This window comes from Paraburkholderia sp. BR10141 (genome assembly GCF_056155635.1).
Genome location: NZ_JBMIQH010000003.1, coordinates 392,149 through 414,759 on the forward strand (window position 1 = coordinate 392,149; position 22,611 = coordinate 414,759).

The window sequence follows — 22,611 nt, forward strand, 5'->3', positions numbered from 1 at the left end:
AGGTATCCTGAATAGTCGTATCCGCTCTTGCTCGAGCGGCATGAAATGAACGAAGCGAAACTCAGGCCTTGACCGCGCCGGTCGTCAAACCGTCGATCAAGCGCCGCGAGCTGAAAGCGAACAGCACCAGCAACGGCACCACGGCGACCGCCGAGCCTGCCATTACCGCGCCCCAGTCCGAATTGGTCGGGCTTTGCAAAATGCGCAGCGCGAGGGGCAGCGTGTACATCGAGGGCGAACGCAGCACCACGAGCGCCGAGAGGAAGTTATTCCAGGCCTGAATGAAGCTGATGAGCCCGAGCGTGCCCAGTGCCGGCCCAAGCAGCGGCAGCACGATGCTCCAGTAGATGCGGAACTCGCCGCAGCCGTCGATGCGCGCCGCCTCGATCAGGTCGGACGGAATGGCCGATGCGATGTACTGGCGCATGAGGAACACGCCGAGCGCGGCAGCCGCGCCGGGCACGTAGAGCGCGCGCGGCTGATTGATCCAGCCGAGCAGATTCATTGTCATGAAGGTCGGAATCATGCTGAGGAACGGCGGCACCAGCATGGCCGTGAGCGCGACGGCAAAGAGCGTCTTCTTGAAGCGGAATTCATACATCGCAAACGCGTAACCGGCCATCGAGGTGACGAGCAGGGTCAGCACGGTCTGGATCGTGGCCGTATAAAAACTCCAGCCCAGATTGCGCCAGAACGGAATGTGACGCATGAGCGACGCCATGTTGTCGAGAAACGCGTTGCCGAACCACAGCGGCGGCGGCATCGAGAAAATTTCGGAACTCGTATGTGTAGCGAAGACGAACATGAACCAGAACGGCGAGAACATCAGCACCGCGCCCGCCAGCACGACGGCGTAGCCCGTATAACGCGCCTTGTTTTTCGACAGTTTCATCGCTGTGCCTCTTCTTTCATGCCGCTGCGGTGGAAAATGCGCGTGTTGAGCCACATCAGCGCGGAAATCGTGATAAAGAGCAGCCACGCAATCGAACTGGCCGTGCCGAAGTCGCCGTCGTGGAATGCCGTGCGATACATGTAGACCGCCGTCGTCAGGCCGGACTGGCTTGTGCCCATGCCTTCGTTCGGGAGCAGGATGAACGGCTCTTCGAACAGTTGCAGCCCACCGATGATCGAAAGCGTGACCGCGAAGAAGATCATCGGCTTGAGAAGCGGAATCGTGATGCGCGTGAACTGTTGCCAGCCATTGGCGCCGTCGATGCGCGCCGCTTCGTAGAGATCCTTCGGAATGGTTTGCAGCGCGGACAGATAAAGCACCGTATTCCAGCCCACGTAGCGCCAGAAGACGACGACGGAAACCGCCGGCTTCACGTTCGCGGGGTTATACAGCCACTCGATCGGTTTCGAAGGCACGATCCAGTGCAGCCCCGGAATCTTGCCGATCTCGGCGATCGCGAGATTGATCATGCCGAAGTCGGTCGAATACAGCGACGAGAAGATTAGCGCGATCGCCACGCTCGACGTGATGAAAGGCAGGAAATACAGCCCGACCACGAAATTGCGCCAGCGGCGAAATGCGGTTTGCAGAAAGAACGCCAGCGGCAGCGCAATGAGGTGCTGCGGCACGCCGGACATGACCGCCATCGAAGCCGTGTTGTAGAGCGATTTCCAGTACCACGGGTCCGTCAGCGTGAAGGTGAAGTTCGACAGGCCCACCCACTTCATGCTCGCCAGACCCGCTGTCGCGTCCCAACTCTGGAACGAGAGATACAGCGAAAACAGCAGCGGAAAGGCCAGGAACACGGCGAACAGCAGAAAAAACGGCGCGAGAAAGAGGTACGGCGCAATCTTGACCGGATTGAACCGCGGCTTGCCACGAGCGTGGGCGAGCGGCGCGTGCGTATCGGGCACGAGCCCTTCCCGGGAAACCTGTTCAGTTGTGGGCAGAGGAGAGTTCATCAATAATTCCGTCCATTCGGGCGTGGCCGGCCGGGGCGACCGGCCACGCTGTTGCAGCGGGCTTCAAAGCGCGGCGATGCGTGCCGCGCCGTTTCATCAGAGCCGCTTAACGGCGGACACGATGCGTGATTTCAGCCTGTGCTTCCTGCAGCGCCTGGTGGATGTCCTCGTTGCTGTCGACCACCTTGTCGAGCGCCGAGTGGACCGCCTCTTCGGCAACCTGGTCATACTTGCTGCGCTGGATCGCCGGGATATGCGCGGCCGCATCGCGCCAGATCAGGCGTGCCTTCTCGTTGCCGAGGAACGCCACCGGCTGCGCGAAGAAGTCGTCGTGCTGCGCCGAAAGCAGCGCCGGGAAGGCGTCGATCGAGCGGAACGAAGCGAGCTGCTCGTCCGGGCGCGTCGTCAGGAACTTGATGAATTCCCACGACAGCTGCTTTTGCGTGGCCTTCACCGGAATCGACCAGAACGTGCCGCCGAACGATGCATAAGCGCCGTCGGGCAGATTCGTTGCGCGCCACAGGCCCTTCGTATCCGGCGCGATCCACGAGGAGAGGTGGCCGCCGAGCCATGCGCCCATCATTTGCGTGGCGACCGTGCCGCGCTTGAAGCTTTCGGCCCATTCGTTCGACCACGGCGTGATCTTCGCGTCGAGGCCGAGATCACGCGCCTTCTTCGCCAGCTCGAATGCCTTCACGAAACGCGGCGAGGTCACGACCGGATTACCGGCCTTGTCGAAGTACACGCCATCGCCTTCCTTCAGGTCGGCGCGAATATAGATGTCTTCGATATCGCGCGACGACGCCATCAGGTATGCGCCGGTCGCCTTCTTGATCTTCTGCCCGGCCGCCAGATACGACTCCCACGACTTGGTCAAGTCGGCTTCGGTCACGCCTGCCTTGTCGAGAATGTCCTTGCGGTAGAACAGCGTGCCCGGGCCGATATCGCCCGGCATGCCGACAATCTGGCCGTCCTGCGTCGTAGCCTGCGCGAACGTGTAGTTGATGAACTGGCTCTTGTACTGGCCTGCGTTATAGGGCGGCTTCGCCAGGTTCTCGAGACCGCCGCCCGCTGCGAAACGGCCAATGAAGCCGACTTCGACGGCCATCACGTCGGGCAGGTCCGAGCTCGTTGCGAGCGCGGTGGTCATGGCGTTGTGGTGATCGGCGATCGCAAGCGACGACACCTTGATGTCGACGTCCGGATGCAGCTTCTTCCACGCGGGAATCGCGTCCTTGATTTCCTGGTCGAGCTTCGGAAACACCGCGACGGTCAGCGTGGTGCTGGCATGCGCAGCCACGGTAGCCAGGCTGAGCAAAACTGCAGCGGCAGTGCCTGAAAAACGGAAATTCATTACATGTCTCCTGGTGAAACGTTTGTGAGTGACGTTCAATTGCTCCCCTGCTGCTACGAACTACTTCCCCTGTTGTATTCATTCGCAGTGCCTGACGCCCTGCTTGCCGCGCTCATCTGTTTGAAAGCGCTTTCACTGCAAAACTAAAAAAACGGCCCGATCTGGATTCGAACCTTATGCCGCCGTGTCTCCCGGGCTCGGCGACGGCCCGATGCGACGCGTCGTCTCGCGCGTCACCAGCGTGAGCGGAATGGGGCTCAGTGCGATGGGCTGCTTGCGGATCATCTGCACGATGCCTTGCGCGGCGAGACGGCCGATTTCATAGGTCGGCTGGCGCACTGTCGTCAGAGGCGGCGTCATGTACGAAGAAGTCGGCAGATCGTCGAAGCCAACCAGCGACACATCTTCGGGCACGCGTACGCCGCGGCGGAACATCGCGAGACGCGCGCCGTACGCGGTCTGGTCGTTCGCGCAGAACACCGCGCTCAACGACGGCCGGCGCATCAGCAGCCGCTCCATGGCGGCGAGCCCGCCCGTTTCGAGGTAATCGCCCTGCTCGACCAGATCGGCGTCGAAGCCGATACCCGCTTCTTCCAGGGCGATGCGGTAACCGTCGAGACGCTCGATCGCGTCCTCGTGACTGCTCGGGCCGGCAATGAACGCGATCTCGCGGTGGCCCTGCTCGATCAGATGACGGGTCGCGTCGCGTGCGCCCTGCAGGTTGTCGATCGGCAGGCCAGCGAGCGCCGTCCCGTTTTGCACCGAGCGCCCAAGTACGAGCATGGGCGCGTAGCGCGAGTATTCGGTGAGCGTCGATTCGTCGAGTTGCGCATGCAACAGAATGATGCCGTCCACGCGGCGCGCGATGAATTCTTCGAGGCGCGCCTTTTCGTCGACGACATTCCAGCGGCTGCTCACGAAAATCGGCGTGAAGCCCGGCTCGGAAAGCGCCTCTTCGATACCGCGCAGCCACTCGGCGTAAAACGGGCTCGACACGGCTTGTGTCAGGACACCGATAGTTTCGGTGCGGCCGCTCGCAAGACTGCGCGCCAGCACATTCGGACGATAGTTGAACCGCGCAATCGCCTCTTCCACCGCGCGCTGCTTTTCGGGGAGAACACGCGCGGTGCCGTTCAGGATGCGCGACACCGTGCTCGGAGACACGCCGGCTGCGCGCGCAATTTCTTCCAGCGTCACGTTGGGACCCGGAGTGGGTCCGCTCTGGACACTGGGCGCGCCGGGTGCTTCGTTGGTGCCGTCGGTCATGAGTTCCGCCTGAACATTTTCATGAAAGCGCTTTCAAACACTGAAAAAAGCGCTCCCGGATACGAATTCGAAGGGGCTAAAAGAACGCAGAAAAAGCAGCCGGTGCGACCAGGGTGGAGGAGAGATCGCACCGGCCTCTCTATGTAGAGAATTAAGCAGTACCTAACACAAAGAGATCACAACAACTACAGGTCAAACGAAGTCAAATCAGAACATGTGCATGATGCCCGCGAACACGCCGGTCTGGCTGTGGCCGTAGTTCGGGTTGTCGTTTGAAGACGTGCCCGTCGTCGCGTCGAAGTTGTTGTTGCCGTACGAACCGTTGCCAAGGTTGATGTTCGACGTCGAGCTGTTGTGCACGTAGCCGGCTTCCGCGTACAGGAACGTACGCTTCGACAGGTTGTAGGTCGTACCGAGCGTGAACAGCGTGGCGTTGCCGTTGCCGTTGTTCGCGTTCGCGTGGAACACCGCAGCCGTGATCGCCGAAGCGTCGTTCACCTGCCAGCCAGCGCCGATCCACTCGTGGTCCACCGTCGTCGGTGCGCGCACGCCAGCCGGCTGCGACGCGTCGGTCACGCCCATGCTTGCGTTGGTGGCGCTCGGTGCGCTCAAATGCTGGTAGCCAGCGTAGATCTTCACCGGACCGATCACGTACGTGCCGCCAGCGAGAATCGAGCGCGAAGCCGAATACACGTTGTTGAACGAACCGTCCGCGCCGCGGACTTCGTCATAGATCACACGGAAATCGCCGCTGCCCCAGGTATAGATGCCTTCGATCGCATTCGTACGGCCCTGGCCCGTCGGGACGCCCTTCGCGTTGACCGGCGCCGAGTTCCAGCTCGTGTTGTTGGTCAGCGAATACTGGCCCTTGAACACGAGACCGCCGAACAGCGTGGGCGAATCATATTCCGCGCCGTTGCTCGTGCTCGCCCAGTTGCGGCCGCGCACCAGCGTCGAAATCGCGTAACGCTGCATCAACTGCGGGTCCGCGCCCCAGCTGTCCTGCGAAAGTTCGCCGGCGCCGAGATTACCCATCTTGAACAGACCGAAACGGTCGTTGCTGAAGCCCACCGTGGCGTGACGACCGAACAGGTTGCCTGCCGAGGCGCCCGTCATCGTATTGAGCTGGCCTTCCAACTGGAACACCGCCTTCGTGCCGCCGCCGAGATCTTCCGAACCCAGCAAGCCGAACCACGAGCAACCCCAGTCGCCGCTCTGTGCCGAGAACCTGCTACCCCCCGGCAGGCCGGTTTCGTACTGCACGCCGTTGTCGATACGGCCATACAGTGTGACGCTGCTTTGCGCGTGCGCCATCGTCGTCGCAGCTGCCATCACCGACAATGCAATAAGCTTCTTGTTCATTAGCTATCCTATATATATTTTGGCGTCTCCAAACCGCGCAGGTCGCGTGCGCTCTACACGTTCCCTACCAGGCTGCCTCACTGAAATGTTCCGAATCACATTTCGAGGCGATTATAGGGACGCCCCTGCCCCGTGTATCGAACCGGCGGGCTAGGGAAAACGCTGTTACCGATAACAGTTGCGCGACGCGCGGCCCCGGAGTAGGCCCCTGCTTTGTGACCATTCCGTTATGGTCATAAAGCTCGCAACTCCGTTTGCGGTCGTGAGGGAAAATATGCGCAGCGAGGGAAATGTACCGAACAGCCGTGCTACTTCGGCCAAATCGCGCTTGACAGCGCTTTCAAAAGCGACGCTGTGACGTTGTGAAGTTGCAACGGCGACACAAGAGTTTCTTGCCTGTTGCGTCCGCAGCGTTGCAAATCTGCTGATAGCGCTGTCACCAGCAGGCCTGGGCAATAGCGACTATGATCAAGGTATACCCTGCCGGGCAACGAGTCGAGATTCTCCGGTAAGCACATTCAGCGCGGGCGTTGAATCAATCCCGCGGGCTTTCCGGCTTTAGACCATCGCGCCACGCAATTCCCCGCGCCTCGACTCCCGCTGTTCCCCGCCACGTCGCGCGCGACGTCCCGTCCGAACGCAATGCACCAGCACGCACCAGCGCAACTTTCGCCGGGCGACGGCGCTGCCGTTCCATGCCCGGCTGGCGGAACCCCTGACGCGTCCTTGCGGTGACCATTGCACCGCGCACTGCGCGGGCTGGTTTTGCCCTCTGACTTCCGCGGCCCTGCGTTGAAGAAGGACCGGAAGACTTGCTGCCGGATGTGACCGGCATTTTTGCCACACTGCAAGGAGGTATCGTGAAAGCCATCATCACTTCCACGCTCGCATTGCTGATTTCCAGCGCCATGGTGCCGGCCGCACAGGCTCAAACCGACTCAGGCGCGAGCAACCCGCAACTCGCGCACAACGTCCGGGTCGCTTTTGCGCGTAACGGCGTCAACACTTCTCATATCTTTGTCTTTGCTCGCGGGGGCACCGTCACGCTGCTCGGATGGGTCGACGCGCACGAACAGGTCGCGCTGGCCGAGCGCAGCGCGGCTTCGGTCGAGGGCGTGCAATCGGTGGACAGTTGGCTTGCGCGTGGACGCTGAGGTCAATGCGATCGAATGCATCGCCGCGCGGACGGCGCGCTTCTCGTCCGCGCGCCGTTCTTTATCGATCGCGCTGCGCGATGCTGTGTCTGATCCGTTTGATCCAGCCGCCGCGCCCATAGTCGGTCTGCTGCAGAAACACGGCAATCACGATGATCAGGCCTTTGAGGACTAGCTGCGTATTGCTGTCGATATCGTTGAGCAACAGGATGTTGCCGAGGAAGCCGAATATGAGGACGCCCGCCACGGTGCCCGATATCCGTCCGACTCCGCCGGCCAGGCTCGTGCCGCCAATCACAACGGCCGCAATCGCATCGAGTTCCCAGCCGGTTCCGGCATCGGCCTTCCCCTGGCGGTACTGCGCCGCATAGAGCACACCAACGAGCGCCGAGAGCAGGCCGGAAATGGCGTAGGCCATCAGCTTGTAGCGGTTGACGTCGAGCCCTGAAACCACGGCGCATTTCTCGTTGCCGCCTATCGCGTACAGATATTTGCCGAACACCGTGCGGTTCATCACGAAGCTGAAGACGAGCGCGATCACGAGAAAGAAAAGCGCAGGCACGGGGATCAGATTGAACAGCAGCGCGCGCAGATTCTCGATTTCGGCGGTCGCATTCGTTCCGCTATAAATCGAATAGACGGCGGTGTCCTGCCCGGCGATCAGCCGCGCGGCGCCGAGCACGCCGACCATCGCCGCGAGCGTGACGATGAACGGTTGCATGCGCCCGCGCGTGATGATCCAGCCGTTGATGCTGCCTACCGTGAAGCCCGCAAGCGGCACGATCCAGAGCACGCCGGCGAGCGGCATGCGGTGCGCCGCGTGCAACACGATATACAGGCACGCCAGCGCCGCGCACAGCAGCGCAATGCCGCCGCGCACCGCGCGTGCGGCGCCCATATGCGCGCGATGCGAACGCAGCGGCCTGCGCCATGCACCGAGCACGATGAACACGATCGAGAACACGGCAATCGCATTGAGCACGAGCGAGGCGTAAGTCGCCCGGTTCCATCCCTCGGTAGTCAGCAGCATGGCGGTCAGCACGCTGCCGAGGCCCATGATCGCGCCGACGGAAAGATCGATACCCGCGGTGATGATCACGAGCGTCATGCCGATCGACATCACCCCGACGTTGGCGACCTCGCGAAACACGTCGGAGATATTGGCGCTGGAAAGAAAGATGTTGCTGCCATCGGTCGAGTGAGGCGAAGTGAACGCGCCCACCACGAGCAACAGGATCAGCCCCAGGTAGTACTTCAGGTGCGTCATGAGCGTGCTGATTTGACGCCTGCGCGTGGGCGCGTCCGGCTCGGCGACATGGTCCTGCACATGCAGCATGGTCAGTCTCCAGTCAGTATCGATTCAAGGCGAAGCAAGATTGATCAGCAGGTCGCCGGAAAAATCGCTGCGCGGTACGATCTGTTTGGCGCGCCCTTCGCACAGCACGAGAATGCGGTCGCACAACAAGGTCAATTCGTCGATTTCCGAACTGGCGATCAGCACCGTCACGCCCGAGCGCGCCGCGTCGAGTATCTGGCGGTAGATCTCCGCTTTGGCGGCGACGTCGACGCCGCGCGTCGGTTCGTCGAGCAGCAGGATGCGCGGCTTCGTCATCAGCCATTTGCCGATAATGAGCTTCTGCTGATTGCCGCCCGACAAGCTACTGGCGCTTTGCGCGAGGCTGCGATGCTTGACCCGCGAGGCCCGCGCCTGTTCGGCGGCCCAGCCGCACAGCCTGCGCCGCCGGTAGAACGGAAAGCCGGGCACGCGCGGCAACGACGGCAGCACGAAATTCGCTTCGAGCGACTGGTCGAGCACGAGGCCATCCTTCTTGCGGTCTTCGGTCACGAAGGCAAGACCCGATTCTGCGGCTTCGTTCGGCGACCTGAATGACCGGTTCCGCCCGGCAATGGCAATGGCGCCCTCCTGCTGGTAGGCCGAAATCCCGTAGATGGCTTCGAGCACTTCGGTCTTGCCCGCGCCGAGCAGACCCGAGAGGCCGAACACTTCGCCCTCGCGCACCTCGAACGACACGTCGCGCACCATCGCGCGCGCCGGTCCCCACAGCGACAGATTGCGCACTTCCACACTCGTGCTGCGAGCGCGTGGCGCCTCGTCCGCGCCGCGCTCTGGCGGCGCGAAGTCCTTGCCGATCATCATCGAGACGAGTGCCGTCGAGGACTCCACCTGCGCGACCGGCAGCGTCGAGATGCGCCGGCCGTCACGCAGCACGGTCACGCGGTCGGCCACGGCGAAGACTTCGCCCAGCCGGTGGCTGATCAGCACGATGCCCATGCCGCGTTCGCGCAGTTGCCGCGTGAGCGCGAGGAGTGCGGAGGTCTCCGCGTCGGAGAGCGCCGAGGTCGGCTCGTCCATGATCAGCACCCGAGCTTCGGCCACCAGCGACTTGGCAATTTCCACGAGTTGTTTTTCGCCCACCCGCAGCGCGCCGACCAGCGTATCGGGACTCGCGCGAAAGCCCAGTTGGCCGAGTACGCTGCGCGCTGCCGCGCGCATGGCGCGCCGGTCGGGAAAGCCCCAGCGCGTGCGCGGTTCCTTGCCAAGGAATATGTTGTCGACGGCGGAAAGCGTATCGACGAGATTCAACTCCTGATGAATGACCGCGATCCCCGCATCGATCGCGTCGTTGACGCTCGCGAGGCGCGTGGGCACGCCCCGCACGCGTATCGTGCCGCTGTCGGGCGTATAGAGCCCGCCCAGCATCTTCATCAGGCTCGACTTGCCCGCGCCGTTCTCGCCGACGAGCGCATGCACCTCGCCCGCTACGACATCGAAGTCGACGCTCGACAACACGGCGCTGCCATTGAACGAAATCGACAGGCCAGCCGCCTCGATGAGCGGCGCGGTGGCGGTGGCATTCATTCAGGAGTGGCTAGCAATATACGCCTTGGCGTTGTCCGCAAAGATACCCTGGGTCGGCAACGTCACCTTCTTCGGGATCTTTTCGCCGTGCAGGAGCTTGAGCGCCTGGCGTATGCCTTCGGCGCCGGGCGTGGGGTACATGAACGTGCCGGCAAGCAGGCCTTGCGAGACCCACGTCGCGCCCTCCTGCGGCAACCCGTCGATGCCCACAAACTTGATGCTCTTGTCGCGCCCCGCGTCCTTGGCCGCGAGATAGGCGCCGTAGGCCATCGGATCGTTGTGCCCGTACACCACATCGATTTTCGGATTCACGCGCAACACCGTCTTCATGTACTCGTACGCCTTGTCCTGCTTCCAGTCGCAGTCCACGCGTTCGCCCACGAGCTTGATGCCCGACTCCTTGCCGATCACGCTCGCCGCGCCGTCGTGGCGGTCGTGCGCCGGCTGCGCGCCGAAGCCGCCCCAGACCTCGACGAGATTGCCCTGCGCGTGACCCGGGCCGCCCATCAGCTTGACGATGAATGCGCCGGCTTCGCGGCCGATCTGCACGTTGTCGCCGCCGATGAACTGCGTATAGGATTCGCCGTTCACCTCGCGGTCGAGCACGAACACAGGAATGCCCGCCTTATAGGCCTTTTCCACCACGCCGGTCAGCCCGGCCGACTCCTTTGGCGAAATGAAGATCGCATCCATTTTCTGGGCAATGAAATTCTCCATGTCCGCATTCTGCTTGTCGGTGCGGTCGCCGGCGTCGGCAATGATCAGATCGACCTCGGAGTGCTTCGCGGCTTCGGCTTTCATGTCCTTGTTGAACTGCACGCGCCAAGGCTCGACCGTGGTGACCTGCGAGAAGCCGAAGCGGTATTTCTTCTGCTGCCCGAACGCGGGCGCACTGAGCGTCCCGAGAAGACCCGCTGCGCCGGCAAGCGGCACGGCGACCAGACCCGCAACCAGAATGCGTCGTTGACTGTCCATTGCCCTGTCTCCTTTGTTGTCTGAACCGGGCGGCGCGTGCGGCCGGCCTCGGGTGCTGCGAAAAATAAAACGTTATAGCGGCGGCGCGGCGGAGGCGCGCGCCGCTTCGCCCCATTCGTCATACCGTACCGGGCCTGTGCTGTCGCGCACGCGCAAGTCGGCACGCATGCGCAAGTGCACGATCTCCGGGCTCTCGCCCAGCAACTGCTTGTGCAGGAGATGCCAGATGCCGCGGGCAATCGCTTCGGCGGGCTGACGAATCGAACTGATGCCGGGGCGCAGTACCGACATCCACGGCGCGTCGTCGAAGGAAAGCAGCGAGATGTCGTCCGGCAGCTGCAGGCCCGCATCGCGGATCGCCCGCAGCGCGCCGAGCGTCGCGACGTTCGCGCCTGTGAAGAGCGCAGTGGGGCGTTCGCGCGCGGCGAGCACGCCGAGCGTCGTCGCGTGGCTTTCGGTATCGCTCATGCCGCACACCACGACGTTGGCGTGCTGCGCCAACCCGGCGCGCTGCATTGCGTCCTGGTAGCCCTGGGCCCGCTCGCGGCTGTTCACGAGATCGAGCGCATTGACGATGAACGTGATGCGGCGGTGACCGAGCGCGATCAGATGCGCGGTACCGTCCATCGCCGCACGATGACTGTCGGTCGTGACCGTGTTGGCGGGAAAACTGTTGTCCACGCGATCGGCCATCACGAGCGGCACGTCGCATTCCCGCAGTTCGCTGATTGCGTGCTCGTAGCCGTGGCACGGAATGATGATCATGCCCGCGACCTGGCGCGAGAGGACGAAGCGGATGCGCTCCGCTTCGCGCTCCGGGTCCTCCTGGGCGTGCGCGAGGATGAGCCGGTAACCGGATTCGAGCGCGTGGTCTTCGAGCGCGCAGACGAGTTCGATGAAGAACGAATTGGTCAGGTCGGGCACGACAAAACCAATCGACGTGGAGCGGCAACTGCGCAGTTCGGCGGCCAGACTATTGCGCCGGTAGCCGAGCTTGCGAGCCGCCTCCCAGACCTGGCGCTGGCGCGCTTCGCTCACGTTTGCTCCACCCGCGAGCACCTTCGACGCCGTGCCCAGCGAGACTCCCGCCGCATTCGCGACGTCCTTGAGCGTACTGGCACTTTTCTTGCGGTCGTCCATGCTGGTCTTTCCGCCCGAGGTGATGCGCCGGCGTTATCCGTCCGTTACCCGTCCGAACTGAAACGTTTCATAGAGTAGGAAATGGATTTTCAGGCTTCAAGGGAGGGTTTTTCCGGGTCGCCGGGGAGCGCGCGCGAGGACTAGCGGTAATTCACGAAGTTGATGATGTCGTTGAGAAAGCTCAGAGGTCGCCTATAAACAATCAGCGAGACGGCGCCAAAGCCTTGTCTGGCAACGGTTTCGCCCGACGCCCGTGCGGGTGTAGCGCGGTCTTGTAACGCATCCAGTGTGAAACCGAAAGACCGGCGGGCTCAAAGCTGCCCACCCCACGCCCTTCTCCCATCTCAACGCGCATGCGCGTGGTAGGGCTCCTCATCGGAAGCGGAAATTCGATCAAAACGGACCGAGTTCATTGCGGTCGGTCGTCAGATCGCGGTCCCTTTGTCGCTTCTTGAGGTACTGCGGTCATCCGACGGCCGGTCTTGTTGGTCGGGCATCGGCCAACACAGTCAACAGCGCCGCAGACCTTATCGACTTGGCGTACGCCGAATTCCGAGTCATTGGTTTTGAGGAAGCCGCGTCAGAGAGAGATTGCGCCGGAAGCTGCTTGTATTGCCGCAGCAATCTCGTCTTCGCTGCGCCCCCCATTGATTGCAATGCTTCCCCCAAAGACAAAGTGAGGAACCGAACGGACACCGGCATTGGCCGACTTGGCCGCTTCCTGCTCGACGCGGCGGTGCTGTTTGGGATCAAGTGCAATGGCACGCGCCTGATCGCGGTCGAAACCGTAGTCGGCTGCGATGTCGGCCAGCACGTCCGCATCGGCGATGTTCTTCGCTGCGATGAAATAAGCATGGGTGATTGCAACTGCGAGCCTGTGCTGCGTGCTACGCCCAGCGGCCGCCAGAATCAGCGCATGAGCAGCTTGAGTCGGATAGGTCCAGAGTAGGCGGCCAAGATCCAGGTCGAAGCCCGAAGCGCGAGCTTCTCCCTCGGGGCGAGCAAAGGCGACCTTCGGATCGGTTATGCCGTAGCGCGAACGCAGCAAGTCGGGAACATAGAGGCCGCCTGCCGGCGCATCTGGCAGTAGCAGGACTGGATGCTGCCGAATGTCAACGGCCAGGTTGGGGAAACGCTCCGCCAGCACTTTATCGAGACGGTGATGCCCGACGATGCACCACGGACATGTGATTTCAGTATAGAGGTCTATTTGTATAACCATGTTCTGGCGATCTGATCTGCGCGCTATGAATTTGAAGGTAGTTCGGCATCGATTCCGCTCAGTTGAACCGATACGTCCCACAGTCGTCTTGCGAGTTCTGGATTCCGCGCGTCCTGAGACGGAGTGCATTCACCAGAGGGGCCTCGCAATTCAGAAGTTCTCGTCGGCCCGTAATAGCCGCCGGACTTTATTTGTCCGGTCGCCGCCTGCAATGCACCCCACGCGCCCTGAGCCGGCGTATTGAAGAACAGGCCGATCAATGACATTGCGATGTTGCCCCACCAGCTATCGCGCGCAAGGTTGGTTCCAGCAAGGCCCGGATGGCAGGCCACTGCCGTAACAGGTATACCCGCCGCTCGCAGTCGCCGATCCAACTCAAAGATAAAAAGCAGATTCGCAAGCTTGCTGGCTGCATAGCGAGGCATCCACTTGTAACTCTTCTCCGCATCAAGATCGTCCCACTCGATCTTCGCGTCCTTGTGCAGGCCGCTGCTCGTGACAACGATGCGCGTCCCGGATGTTTCCGTGAGCTTGGGCAGCATGAGCGCAGTGAACGCAAAGCAACCAAGATGATTGACGCCGAATGTCAGCTCGAAGCCTTGCACCGTATGCTTTAGCTTCGGCCCTTGCACGCCCGCATTATTGATGAGCGCGTCGATGCGCGGTTCCTTTTCGGCCAGTTTTGCTGCGTTCCGCACGCTCGTCAGATCTGCGAGGTCAAGCGGCAGGAATGCGAGATTCGCTCCAGGGGTCTTCAGACGAATCCGGCTGATAGCCGCTTCCGCTTTCGACTCGTCACGGCACGCGAGAAGCACCCTGGCTCGCCGTGCCGCCAACGTACTCGCTATTTCAAAGCCTATGCCGGTGTTGGCGCCAGTGACGACAAAAGTCTTTCCCGATTGATCGGGTACATCAGCATGGGTGAATCCGCTCATGGAGTGAACCTTGTCGAGACGTTATTGCGTTAATGGTTAGCGATGCCTGGCGCGGCACGCACGAACTTCCTGTCGGTCACCTGGTCAACCAGGAACTTCGCAAGATTGCCTCTGGAGAGCTTCATGCTGAGTTTGGTTTTTCCATACCAACCTACATCCACGCTGCCATCCGCGGGACCATCCTTGAGGTTCGGGATGCGTACCAGTGTCCAGTCCAGGTCCGAATTGGCGATCAATTCGCCAGTCGCCTCGATGTCCTCATACCCCCTGCGCGCGATAACCTTGAACAACAGCGCGAACGCATGGGTTTTGAAGGCAAAGCTATCCTTGGGATCACGATAGGCAGCCGTAGAAATCTGGATAAGACGGCGCACGCCTGCGTGCTTCATCGCGGCGATGATGCTGGTCAAGCCGTGCATGATCGGCTTATCGCCTTGCACCTTGAGACTGTTGGGACCAAGGGCACTGATGACTGCATCGGCACCTTGAACGCTCCTCGCAATGGCACTCTGGTCTTGCAGGTCGCCGACAACGATTTCTACCCTTCCCGCGAACGACGCGAGTTTCTTTGCGTCGCGCGTATAGACCGACAGGTTGTAGCCCTGCTTCAAGGCTTCCTCGATGATGTGCCTTCCGGTCGGCCCGGTCGCACCGAACAGCGCGATGGTTTTTTTCCGGCCATGAGGTCACGCAGCCTTCGCCAGCAAGGCTTTGATGGCCGTATCGGTGTTGGCGATTGCGGCCTTCGCCGCATCGGGGCCCAAAACCGTGCCTTCGACACGCACCACTTCAACGTCGGTCAGACCGATGAAACCGAACAGGTGCAGTAGATAGTTGGTCTGAAAGTCGAACGGTGCCCAGGCACCTTCCGAGAACACGCCGCCGGTAGCGGTAACTAGATAGACCTTTTTGCCGGTCAGCAGCCCCTTCGGCCCAGCATCGCCGTAGCCGAAGGTGACGCCCGGCCAGGTGACGTGATCGAACCACGCCTTGAGCTGCGAGGGCAGACCGAAGTTGATCATGCCCGAACCGAGCACGATCACATCGGCGACCTTTAACTCATCGACCAACTCTTGCGCGACCTTCACCGCCTCGACCTGTTCCGGTGTGCGATCTTCGGGCGACGTGCTCCGGCCTTGGATGTAGGCCGGTGCGATGTGCGGCGGTGGATTCGCGGCGAGGTCGCGCACGGTCAGCGGGCCGCCCGAGCGGGCCTGGACGCCTTCAGCAATTTCGGCGGCGAAGCGGGTGGAAAGGCTGTCAGCCCCGCGCGGACTGGAAGTGACAAGTAGGGTATGGCTCATGACGGCTCCTAGGTATAAAATGAGAACCAAGTTCGATATTGATTCTGACTTACCAATTCATACGAAGGATGGTATGGTTCCTGCCGTTTCCCCACAAGAAGGCACACGCATGTCACTTAGTCACCCCGAGCTACCAGCCGATATGCCTGCACCTGACGCGGGCGGCTGCCTGGCAACCCGTGAAATCCTGGATCGCATCGGCGACAAGTGGAGTCTCTACATTGTCGCCATGCTGGCTAATGGCCCGCGGCGCTTCAACGAATTGAAACGCGGCATCGACGGCATTTCCCAGCGGATGCTTACGCTGACCTTGCGCGGGCTGGAACGCGACGGACTGGTAACGCGAACGATGTATCCGACGATTCCGCCGCGCGTCGATTACGAACTCACTGACATGGGAAGAACGCTGTTGAAGCCTGTCATGGCGCTGGTCAACTGGGCGAGCGAGAATCAAGTCGCCATTGCCGAGGCGCATAAACGTTTTGACGAGGAGCCGGAGCCAGATCAGGTCTTGGTTCAGGGCGTTGTCTACCAGCGTCGATAAACGAGCCCAGGCTGTAGGCTTGTGCAGACACAGCGGCGAAATCCAACTGCCAGCTCGCGGCGGGACCTGTCCCAACGCGGATCTTTTGTGGGGTGAGAGTCGGCCACGGCCGATCAAAAAATCGCATAGCCTGACTTGGGTGTCCGTTCCCTGAGCCAAACGGGACGCCTCAACGTCTCGCCGTCGACGCAAACCAATGACGCTTCATGGCCGACCGGCGCCCGACGACCGAGCGACACTACGTGTTTTGGAATGAGGCTAGCGATAGTTCACGAAGTTGATGATGTCATTGAGAAACCACGGGAGAATCAGTTGCGTGTCGGGATCGCTAACGCCCACGGTGAGCCTCGGCGGCTTCGAGGTGGGTGAACCGGGCTTCGCGCCATCGGGGGTGTGCAGCATGTAGGTGGTCGTGTCGGCGGCGGGCGGCGACGGCGAAGCACAACCGGCAACGAGTAAGGCAAGGAACGCTGCGCAGCACAAGCGCTTCATGATAGGCAATCTCCAGCCACGTGATCTCGAGAAGCCCAAGCGTACCATCGGCCCCGCTGCTGCCGCGCAAAGCTGTGCATGCGCCGGATATGCCGAATTAATTCGATGCCGTGGCTTTCGCGCTTATTCGGCGCGAAATTTCACGTCTGAATATCGCCATACAAAGGGGAAAGGAACGAAGCATTGCGGCAATGGAAAGACCACGTTGCGCGAAACGAATACGTGCAACGCGGCCGTCCCGAAAATGAGAGGCGTGCTTAACGGAAGCCGTAAACGAGAACCTTCTTTCCTTCGAATTGTTCCTGCACACCTTGTTCGCAGTTCGGCGGACACGTCGTGCCGTCGGCGGTGGGACCGGACGCGGGCGAATACGCCCTGTAGACAACGGATTCGATGAGCGTCCCGTCGTCGGAAACCACGATCTGCAGGTCGGTCTCGACGCCGGCCAGCACCGGTCCGCCGCTGCCATAGACCTGTTTCATGATCCCCGTGCAATCGGAGTTCACCGTGTAGGTGCCGCTCTGGTACGGGTTGAAGGCGGTCTGCCCGCCTTTCGGCAAGCCATTGATCATGCCGAAGTCGGTGCGGGTGAATTTACCCGAACCGTCGAACGTCACGATGGCGACGTCATCGAGTGTCGAAGGTGAGGCAAACGGGTGCAGCTTGTTGTTGCTATCCAGCAAGCCAAGGATCTCACCATGTCCGTGAAATCCATAAGCTCCCCTTAGCGTTGCGTTCGAGCAAAGGCGCCCGTCGGCCTGCGCGACGCCACTGAGCGAGAGCAGTGCAAAGGCTGTTGCCGACAAAATGCTTGAATGCTTGATCTTCATGGTCATCTCCTTGTCACCATAGCAGGCGTCTGGCTTCATAACGCGCAGCGGGCCAAAAGCAGCCGTCGAGCGAGGCGCCGGCTCGTGCCGGTGTGCGCTCCGCTTCCTAAGCCTATGGAACCGCGCACGCTTGCGCCTCCATCATTTGATGGAGAGAGCGAGGCAACAGGAGATTTCGTGTGCAGACAAACTCGATGGGAACGGCGTTACGGCTTCACTGCATTACGGCTTCACTGCGTAGTGCACCAGTTCGATTGCGTTCGTTGCGGGTGCGCCTCTTCCGGCCAGACGGCCCTGAAATTCTTCGCGCACTACCCGCTTGACGCTCGGGGCATACCAGAGCGTCTCCTCCATCGGGCCGCCGCCCGGGCCGTACTGCGGCTGCCAGACGCCGCTCATCGTGATCTTGATCGCGGAGAAAACGCCCGCCTTCGTCTTGACCGTCTCCACGCCGTCCACTTCGCATTGGGCCCGGCGCTGCACCCTCATGCCCGAAGGGGCGGTGGCCATGCAGTCCGCTTCATAGCGCGCGCCGGCTCGCAAGTTGTCTCCCACCCTGTAGTGCGGCGCATCCTGAGGCAGCGCGATGGCAGCGGCGTCGTGCGCGAAGCTGGCCGGGGCGCCCGGGCCGCCAGCACGCTCACGACGCCGATCAATGCAGTGCGACAGACTTGCGGCCTCATTGGCCCTGTTTCTGCAGATATTGCCGCACGTCGCTCATCGACACCCTGCCTGTATGCGCCGTGTCGATCTGATCGAAATGCTGCGAGATATACCCCAGCCCGCTACTTTGCGCCTGCGCTTTCGTGATCGAAGCGCCGTTGTTCAATGCAGTATTCGCACCCAGGCGAGCCTCAACCCGCTGTTGCGCCTGCTGCTGCAATTGCGTACCGGTGGAAGGTGTGAGCGGCGCTGGCCGGCTCGTCGGGAAAAATGGGCCATCCACACCGTGGCCGCCCTTCGGCAGTTGAACGGGCGCCACCGCTTGCGTTGCCGCCTGGGCAATGCCTGTTGTGACCACAGCAACCGCGCCAAGCATGAACGGCGCAATGCACCACAGCTTTTTGAATGTAGACATGATCGCTCGCCTTCAATGTGTGAGGAGCGGGCCTCAATCGGCTATCGATGATCGACGCTCGAGGAAAGGCCCCGGCCTGTCAGGTTATTGGCCCGCTGCGGCGACTGCCGTGGAAGTCGGCGTACCCGCGGGACTCTCGTCGGGCCACGGCTGCGGAAGCGTCCAGAGCGAAAGCGCCAATGGTATGGGTTGACCACCATAGTAGCTCACGAGATCGGCCTTCATCTTCGGGCGCGCCACGTCGTCCAGATAGATCATGTGTCCACCCTGGAAGAAGTTGACCTGCAGGTTCGGGCTCAAACCGGCCACCGTTTGCAGACGCGCAAGCTGCTTCTCCGTATTGAAGAACGGCGTAGCAAGATCGTGATAGCCGTTCTCCGCAAGCACCTTCAATTGCGGATTGAGCTGGATCGCGCCGAGCAGGTCGGGCAGCGTATCGGGCAACGGCTGACCGTCGTGCGAGAAGTCCCAGACTCCGATGATGTTGTCGTTCAGAGGCATGTACGTCGCATTCGGCGCCGTATAGCCGAGATAGTCCGGCATTTGCGTAGCGAGTGCTGTCGTGAACGGCTGCGAGATGAGGATGTCCGACGGGTCGCCGTCGCTCTGCAAGCGCGGATCCGAATTCGGCAGCGATACGCGTCCGTCGTAACGACCGATCGTCGTGCCCGGGATCAGTTCGTTACTGAACGGATTCACGTTGAAATAGCCATTGAGCGCCTGCAATGTGAGGCTCGAGGGCCAACGCCACGAATCCAGCGTTTTCTCGGGCGGAAAGACCGGCTTGCCGAGCGCGTCGGGAATGCCGAGTTGACTCAGCACCCACGATTGCGCGTATTTGCGGAAATGCTGGTACTGGCCCGTCGCAAAAATCTCCGACTGCAACGCGAAGAGGCCTTGATCGATCAATGGCGGCGAAACCAGGTTGAAGTAGGCGGCCACCTCGGCATAGCCGGGGTAATAGCCCGCGAGTGTGTCGGTATCGAGCACCAGGCCAGCCGTCGAATTCGTGATGGCCGTCGCCTCGATCGCATCGGCAAAGTAGTTCAGGATGGACGACTGAAGCACGATGCCAGTCAACTGCACGCCCGCCGCTTCGAGCGCAAGCGCAAGCATGTCGGTGCGCGGCGTGCCATACGATTCGCCGTAGAGATAGATCGGCGAACTGCTACGATTATTCACGGCCAGATAGCGCTTGATGAAATCGCGCATCACGTCCACGTCCGTATCGCAGCCCCAGAACTTCTGGTTCGTGTTCGGCAGAATGGCCTCCGAGAGCCCCGTGCCCGGTGGGTCGATGAACACCATGTCCGTCGTATCGATCAGGCTCTCCGCATTGTTGACGAGCGGAAAGTTCGGCCAGTTGGTGAGCAGCGGATCGGGCGTCGCGACACGCGTTGGCGCAAACGAGCCGAGACGCAGCCAGATCGACGAAGAACCCGGCCCGCCGTTATAGATGAACGTCACGGGCCGCGGCGAACCGTTCGTGCTCGGCGCGGTATAGGCGACATACGACATCGTCGCCTCCGGATTGCCGTTTGCGTCCGAAGCCGTCAAATGGCCCGTTGTCGTCGTGTAGTTGATGGTCGTTTTTCCCGAGGTCCACTGGTAATGCATGATCGCGGCCTTTTCGGCGACCTGCGACGCGGCAAGGCCATCGGTAGCGTTCGGCGAATAGGCGATCGGGTCGGTATAAGGCTGGTTGGCATTTGGCGAATTTGAATTTTGCACGGCGGCTTTAGCGCTTGCCGAAACCTGGTTCATGGCGCTCGCGGCCGACGAAGTCGGGCTATCTCCACCGCCGCAAGCCGCTAGCATCAACACGCCGATAGCGATTGCGCCTGCATGGCGCAGCTCGCGCCAACTGCGGCTGAACTCCACACTGGGTTTACTGTCCGGATGCATTGTTATACCCCTTCGAATGATGACTTCACACTACGCGGGGGCCGCGGTCGCCGGTAATAACGCCTTGAAAAAGGCACCGAAATTCAAACACAATTACCTTCGCGAGGCGGCTGACATTTAACTTTCCATTCCTGACAAAGTCGATTCAATTTAAGCGACATCTATTTACTATGGATGCCTAAATAATCCATAAAGCATCGGGAGAAACCACTGAGTTTCGCCGACGGAATTTCGCTGGAAATATTTGGTAATGAAAGATAGCAGAGGAAAAATAGGAGGCGCCGCAGTACTTTGTCAAGGGATAGTTCTTGAACCTATGCGCGCTGATTCGTTGCGCACGCAGCAATTGCGTCGAGCACGAAACGGCCGCGTGCATGCGGGTCGGCGATGCGAGATCTCCGTGCCACGCGAGCGCGAACGAAGAGCGAAATGGATGCTCGACAATGCCCACGGATTGTATGAATGAATGCAATCCATCGCTTGCGCGCCTGTCACCCATTCAATTGGGGCCATACTTCCAGGTGAAGTGCGTGACGGTTAAGAAGCCGTCCGCTCATTTAGCTATTCTTATAAATAAAACGCCGCCATGGTAAAAAATTCCGCAAGGCAATCCTTACCAGCACGCAGCCAGCACGCATATGTGCGCCGGGCAACAACGGAGATTGACGCGCTGTGCGAAATCAACCATATTTTGAACCAGACGGCTGCGCTCGGTCGGGCCCCGTCGCTTTCCTGCGCATGCAGATCGTGAGTTCCGCGACGCCTTGCCGATCGCTTCAACGACGATTCTGAGCATGCCGAAATGGCATCGCCATAACGGTGGGACGACATCATGTCCGCTCAGATTGGTCGCGACCAGAATTTCCCCGCAGCGTGCAAGCATTGCGGCGGACTGCTGTACGAAAACTTCGAATTCTGCCCTTACTGCGGCACAGATCTTCCACTCGACACCGTTTCGCTCGGCACCCATCCGAAGGCCACATTGACACCGCTCGGCGCCACGGCCGCGGCGCCCCCCGCACCCGCGGCCGCGAAGCTCGCGCAGGCGCGCTTACCCGCATCCGACGGGCCGTCGCTGGAGACCGGCTACCCGCATGCCGCGCAGCACGCCTTGGCGCTTCCACACGGGTTGCGGTTTTCGCAGATGGGGCAATGGATCTTCCCCAGGGGTCTATTCGTATTCGCACTGATTCTTGCGTTCGCGTACGGCACGTATCTGCTGCTCGGTGCGAACCGCCAGCGGGAGGCCACCGCCAGCGAAGCGACCCTGCACTCATCGGGCGGATCGGTTTCGACTGATGCGTCCGGGCAACAGGCCAACGAGACGCCCCCTGCCGCCGGCACGCAGACCAGCGAGCATCCGCAATCCCCCCCGCGCAACGCGCACCCCGCGCCGCAATTCGCCGACACGGCCGAAGCTCTGCGTGCCGCGCGCAACAGCCTTGCGGAAAACAACCTGTTCGACGCGAAGACTGCGGCCAACGCCGTGCTCGCGCACGGCGGGGACAACGAGGAGGCACGCGCGCTACAAAACGATATCGCCGCGCGCGAGCAACGGCGCGATAGCGCGTTGCAAAACGCAGACCGCTGTGTCGCGCAGCGTGCCTGGGCCTGCGTGCAACAACAGGCTTCGGAAGCGCTCGCGATCGATTCGAGCAGTCAAGTCGCGCAATCGTTGATGGAGCGCGCCATCGTATCGACCGCCTGGAAGCCACTCAGCCCACCTAATGGCGCCCCGCAAACGAACGCGGCAGCGGCGTTGCCGCACGGCGCGAACACCGTACGGCTGCCCTCGTCGCAGGACTGGAATACGGGCGCATCGCCGCCTCCGCTGCCCGGCGCGACGAACACGGCGAACGCGGCGAATGCCCCGACCGCGGCGAATGTCGCGACGGCCGCGAGTCCCGCCGGCGGCAACAACAGCGTCGACGCACAGGAGCGCGCGATCCTGCAAAACGGCTGGAAGCACGCCGCGCCATCTGGCGCCGCACATTGAACAGGATTCCATAACATATCGAAGTCTGCCGTAGATCGCAAACAAGGCGGGAGAGAGACCATGCTGAAAACGACTCTAGCAGGAGTGGCGGCGCTGATCGCCCTGCTTTTCTCTGCGCTCGCCGTCGCCGCCGAGGTCGACGCGCACTACCGCATCGTGACCGGCCCGGAGCGCGGGACGTACATTCAGATCGGCCAGGACCTCGCGAAATGGGTCGCGCAGCCGGCGGGCATCGATCTCGAAGTGATCCCATCGAAAG

General features: G+C 61.4%; 21 protein-coding genes and 1 pseudogene. 4 read left to right on the forward strand and 18 right to left on the reverse strand.

Annotation, left to right across the window (positions count from 1 at the left end):
• Nucleotides 1-61: 61 nt before the first annotated feature.
• The 5 genes from ACOJB8_RS06465 to ACOJB8_RS06485 all read right to left on the reverse strand — a co-directional run bounded on the left by ACOJB8_RS06465 (nt 62) and on the right by ACOJB8_RS06485 (nt 5,896).
• Nucleotides 62-892, reverse strand: coding sequence for a carbohydrate ABC transporter permease (locus ACOJB8_RS06465; protein ID WP_342948221.1), 831 nt, complete (start codon nt 890-892; stop codon nt 62-64).
• Nucleotides 889-1,914, reverse strand: a complete 1,026-nt coding sequence (locus ACOJB8_RS06470; RefSeq protein ID WP_069262211.1) for a carbohydrate ABC transporter permease — start codon at nt 1,912-1,914, stop codon at nt 889-891. Before ACOJB8_RS06470 ends, ACOJB8_RS06465 begins: the two co-directional genes overlap by 4 nt.
• A gap of 106 nt (nt 1,915-2,020) precedes the next feature.
• Nucleotides 2,021-3,268 carry an ABC transporter substrate-binding protein gene (locus ACOJB8_RS06475; protein WP_069262212.1) on the reverse strand — a complete coding sequence of 416 codons (1,248 nt, stop codon included), beginning with the start codon at nt 3,266-3,268 and terminating at the stop codon, nt 2,021-2,023.
• Nucleotides 3,269-3,442: 174 nt separating this feature from the next.
• Nucleotides 3,443-4,534: a LacI family DNA-binding transcriptional regulator gene (locus ACOJB8_RS06480; RefSeq protein WP_342948222.1), complete on the reverse strand. Its 1,092-nt coding sequence runs from the start codon at nt 4,532-4,534 to the stop codon at nt 3,443-3,445.
• Nucleotides 4,535-4,741: 207 nt separating this feature from the next.
• Nucleotides 4,742-5,896, reverse strand: a complete 1,155-nt coding sequence (locus tag ACOJB8_RS06485; RefSeq protein WP_342948223.1) for a porin — start codon at nt 5,894-5,896, stop codon at nt 4,742-4,744.
• Nucleotides 5,897-6,756: 860 nt separating this feature from the next.
• On the opposite strand from ACOJB8_RS06485, the gene ACOJB8_RS06490 reads away from it, so the two are divergent.
• Nucleotides 6,757-7,050 (forward strand): BON domain-containing protein, encoded by a 294-nt coding sequence (locus ACOJB8_RS06490; protein WP_069262430.1) that lies wholly within the window; start codon nt 6,757-6,759, stop codon nt 7,048-7,050.
• A 61-nt stretch (nt 7,051-7,111) separates the two neighbouring features.
• Here ACOJB8_RS06490 and ACOJB8_RS06495 read toward each other — a convergent pair whose 3' ends face one another.
• From ACOJB8_RS06495 to ACOJB8_RS06530, 8 genes are all read right to left on the reverse strand, one after another.
• Nucleotides 7,112-8,386, reverse strand: coding sequence for an ABC transporter permease (locus ACOJB8_RS06495; RefSeq protein WP_342948224.1), 1,275 nt, complete (start codon nt 8,384-8,386; stop codon nt 7,112-7,114).
• A gap of 24 nt (nt 8,387-8,410) precedes the next feature.
• Nucleotides 8,411-9,931, reverse strand: a complete 1,521-nt coding sequence (locus tag ACOJB8_RS06500) for a sugar ABC transporter ATP-binding protein (RefSeq protein WP_342948225.1) — start codon at nt 9,929-9,931, stop codon at nt 8,411-8,413.
• Complete coding sequence (locus ACOJB8_RS06505; RefSeq protein ID WP_342948226.1) at nt 9,932-10,906, reverse strand: substrate-binding domain-containing protein; 975 nt, start codon at nt 10,904-10,906, stop codon at nt 9,932-9,934.
• Between the two features lie 72 nt (nt 10,907-10,978).
• Nucleotides 10,979-12,046 (reverse strand): LacI family DNA-binding transcriptional regulator, encoded by a 1,068-nt coding sequence (locus ACOJB8_RS06510; protein WP_475011617.1) that lies wholly within the window; start codon nt 12,044-12,046, stop codon nt 10,979-10,981.
• Between the two features lie 580 nt (nt 12,047-12,626).
• Nucleotides 12,627-13,268, reverse strand: coding sequence for a DsbA family oxidoreductase (locus tag ACOJB8_RS06515; protein ID WP_475011620.1), 642 nt, complete (start codon nt 13,266-13,268; stop codon nt 12,627-12,629).
• Between the two features lie 23 nt (nt 13,269-13,291).
• On the reverse strand, nt 13,292-14,203 hold the full coding sequence (locus tag ACOJB8_RS06520; protein WP_475011623.1) for an oxidoreductase: 912 nt from the start codon (nt 14,201-14,203) through the stop codon (nt 13,292-13,294).
• A gap of 29 nt (nt 14,204-14,232) precedes the next feature.
• Nucleotides 14,233-14,868 carry an NAD(P)-dependent oxidoreductase gene (locus tag ACOJB8_RS06525; protein ID WP_475011648.1) on the reverse strand — a complete coding sequence of 212 codons (636 nt, stop codon included), beginning with the start codon at nt 14,866-14,868 and terminating at the stop codon, nt 14,233-14,235.
• Nucleotides 14,869-14,889: 21 nt separating this feature from the next.
• Nucleotides 14,890-15,507 carry an FMN-dependent NADH-azoreductase gene (locus tag ACOJB8_RS06530; protein ID WP_475011625.1) on the reverse strand — a complete coding sequence of 206 codons (618 nt, stop codon included), beginning with the start codon at nt 15,505-15,507 and terminating at the stop codon, nt 14,890-14,892.
• A gap of 109 nt (nt 15,508-15,616) precedes the next feature.
• Between ACOJB8_RS06530 and ACOJB8_RS06535 the strand changes: the two genes are divergently transcribed.
• Nucleotides 15,617-16,051, forward strand: a complete 435-nt coding sequence (locus tag ACOJB8_RS06535) for a winged helix-turn-helix transcriptional regulator (RefSeq protein ID WP_475011650.1) — start codon at nt 15,617-15,619, stop codon at nt 16,049-16,051.
• Between the two features lie 258 nt (nt 16,052-16,309).
• Here the strand turns inward: ACOJB8_RS06535 and ACOJB8_RS06540 are convergent, their stop codons facing one another.
• From ACOJB8_RS06540 to ACOJB8_RS06560, 5 genes are all read right to left on the reverse strand, one after another.
• Nucleotides 16,310-16,543, reverse strand: a complete 234-nt coding sequence (locus ACOJB8_RS06540; RefSeq protein ID WP_069262219.1) for a hypothetical protein — start codon at nt 16,541-16,543, stop codon at nt 16,310-16,312.
• A gap of 257 nt (nt 16,544-16,800) precedes the next feature.
• Nucleotides 16,801-17,373, reverse strand: a complete 573-nt coding sequence (locus ACOJB8_RS06545; RefSeq protein WP_368603237.1) for a hypothetical protein — start codon at nt 17,371-17,373, stop codon at nt 16,801-16,803.
• A gap of 222 nt (nt 17,374-17,595) precedes the next feature.
• Nucleotides 17,596-17,883, reverse strand: coding sequence for a hypothetical protein (locus ACOJB8_RS06550; protein ID WP_475011630.1), 288 nt, complete (start codon nt 17,881-17,883; stop codon nt 17,596-17,598).
• Between the two features lie 169 nt (nt 17,884-18,052).
• Nucleotides 18,053-18,412, reverse strand: a complete 360-nt coding sequence (locus ACOJB8_RS06555) for a 2-oxoglutarate dehydrogenase (protein ID WP_176732835.1) — start codon at nt 18,410-18,412, stop codon at nt 18,053-18,055.
• Between the two features lie 123 nt (nt 18,413-18,535).
• Entirely contained in the window at nt 18,536-20,356 is a 1,821-nt protein-coding gene (locus ACOJB8_RS06560; RefSeq protein WP_406951002.1) for a S10 family serine carboxypeptidase-like protein, read from the reverse strand.
• An 832-nt stretch (nt 20,357-21,188) separates the two neighbouring features.
• Here ACOJB8_RS06560 and ACOJB8_RS06565 point away from each other — a divergent pair.
• Nucleotides 21,189-22,352 (forward strand): hypothetical protein, encoded by a 1,164-nt coding sequence (locus ACOJB8_RS06565; RefSeq protein WP_406951003.1) that lies wholly within the window; start codon nt 21,189-21,191, stop codon nt 22,350-22,352.
• A gap of 60 nt (nt 22,353-22,412) precedes the next feature.
• Nucleotides 22,413-22,611, forward strand: a pseudogene (locus ACOJB8_RS06570) (TAXI family TRAP transporter solute-binding subunit); the annotation flags it as partial.